The following is a 338-nucleotide window of genomic DNA, read 5'->3' on the forward strand; positions in this document are numbered from 1 at the left end:
GCGACCCTCTGATTAAAAGTCAGATGCTCTACCAACTGAGCTAATGACTCATGGTGGAGGTTAACGGGCTCGAACCGCTGACCCTCTGCTTGTAAGGCAGATGCTCTCCCAACTGAGCTAAACCTCCGCAATGAAAAAGAAAAACCACACAACTACCACTAGTTCATTAATGAGTAGTGCCGTTTTTCAGATTAAAAATAATTTTAATCAAAACTCCGCAAGTAGGACTCGAACCTACGACATCGTGATTAACAGTCACGCGCTACTACCAACTGAGCTATTGCGGAATAACTATATGCGCGGCAACGTCCTAGTCTCACAAGGGGAAACCCCTCACT

2 tRNA genes are annotated in these 338 nt (G+C 45.6%); both read right to left on the minus strand.

Annotated features, from left to right (window positions below):
* Positions 1-51: 51 nt before the first annotated feature.
* Positions 52-127: transfer RNA gene (locus ACEN36_RS13105), tRNA-Val, on the minus strand.
* 86 nt (positions 128-213) lie between these two features.
* Positions 214-287 (minus strand) — tRNA-Asn (locus tag ACEN36_RS13110).
* Positions 288-338 lie beyond the last annotated feature (51 nt).

It is taken from the genome of Desemzia sp. FAM 23989 (assembly GCF_045528345.1).
Taxonomy (GTDB): Bacteria; Bacillota; Bacilli; order Lactobacillales; family Carnobacteriaceae; genus Desemzia.